Genomic DNA, 1,432 nt, shown 5'->3' with positions numbered 1-1,432 from the left:
TGTTTTCTCTGTTATTAAGAGAATTAACGTACAGAATGAAGCAAGTAATTTCGTCGGTTATCATGCTGATATTCGTGGATTACTAACCTACTGGTTAGCAGCGCCTACCTTACTTATTTCGTCGTGGCACCTGTCTTCAGTCTATGTTCGTGGTTCAACGATAATAGATTTCGTTGCCTGCATAACGCCGTCGGTGGTTGTGCCACACCCGATGCTTGATTCTATACGCTAATTCAAAACTTATACTCATGCGGGTAACCTCGCAATACGTGATCTAATATCGACTGGGCTTAATACGATTTCGCGTGAAATTGCCCAAATATACGCAGCCATCTCCCTTGCGATAGCTGTTACCACAACATTACGATGTTTACCTTTATGTATTAACCGTTGGTATCTTCGGCATAAACGACATTGTGCCTGCCAAGCAATATCGGTGATCTGTTTCGGTAGTCCTTCTTGCCTCAACTGCATCTCTTTCGATATTTTGGCTGTGTATTTATAGGTATGTGCACCTTCGACTAGTAGTCTTCTTGCACGGCTATTACCACATTTGGTAATAGCACCAAGTCGGCGTTTACCACCGCTTGAATGTTCACTTGGCACCAGTCCTAGGTAACTCATTAGTTTTCTAGGATGATCAAATCGAGTTAAGTCACCTAATTCTGCAATAACACCTGTAGCAACTAGTAAGCGTACACCTCGCATCGCTTGTAATGCTTTAACAACAGGGTAATAACGCCAATTTTTGACTTGATGTGTTAACTCATTATCGAGTCGTTTTAGTCGCTGTATGCGCTCTGTTATTGTCAGTACTGCTTCCTGTAATACGATTTGCTGGCAAGGTGAGGGCAGAATTAATTCAGCTAACCATCTTAGGTGTTGAGATGACCAATTATCTTTTATTGTCGCATTAATGTTATTGCGTAAAAGGAGAGCTTTAAGCTGATATTTTGCATCTTTTAGATCCTTCATCGTTGTTTCACGTGCCCGAGATAGATCGCGCATCGCTTCATCTTCTGGCTCAGGTACGTAAATCGGTGTTAGATCTTCAGACTTGAGCAGCTTTGCGAGGTTCAATGCATCACGTTTATCTGTTTTTATATGATCCCCAGGCTTCTTTGGGATGAGTGATGGAGCAATGACGTAGCAACATTGGTTCAAACTGGTGAGTAATCGATATATCCAGTAACCACAAGGGCCTGCTTCATAAACGAAATGCAGTGTTGCTTGCGGATATTTAGATTGTAATTGCCTAACGAGTTTTTTGAATGCTGATTTGTTGCTGAGAATACGACCGAGATGAATAGGTTTTGCACCACGATTATCTTCGATATATGCGACTTCAGTAAATGTTTTGTGAGTATCTAACCCAATGAAAAGTATGCTATGTTTATTCATGCTAGCCTCCACATTATATTGTTGATAGATA

The 1,432-nt window shown here is 41.1% G+C and carries 2 protein-coding genes; one reads left to right on the top strand and one right to left on the bottom strand.

Annotated features, from left to right (window positions below; translation table 11 throughout):
- Nucleotides 1-232: hypothetical protein (locus tag QQK09_RS19275; protein WP_284205864.1), on the top strand; the 232-nt coding region annotated here is incomplete at its 5' end.
- Nucleotides 233-246: 14 nt separating this feature from the next.
- Here QQK09_RS19275 and QQK09_RS19270 read toward each other — a convergent pair.
- Nucleotides 247-1,401: an IS110 family RNA-guided transposase gene (locus tag QQK09_RS19270; protein WP_284205865.1), complete on the bottom strand. Its 1,155-nt coding sequence runs from the start codon at nt 1,399-1,401 to the stop codon at nt 247-249.
- Between the last annotated feature and the right edge of the window lie 31 nt (nt 1,402-1,432).

Origin of the sequence: Psychromonas marina (assembly GCF_030161115.1) — a bacterium.
GTDB lineage: Bacteria > Pseudomonadota > Gammaproteobacteria > Enterobacterales > Psychromonadaceae > Psychromonas > Psychromonas marina.
This window is presented reverse-complemented; position numbering and strand designations above follow the sequence as displayed.

Bases quoted from the DNA above. Each gene is read 5' to 3' on its own strand.
- QQK09_RS19270 (WP_284205865.1), bottom strand. From the start codon at position 1,401: ATGAATAAACATAGCATACTTTTCATTGGGTTAGATACTCACAAAACA.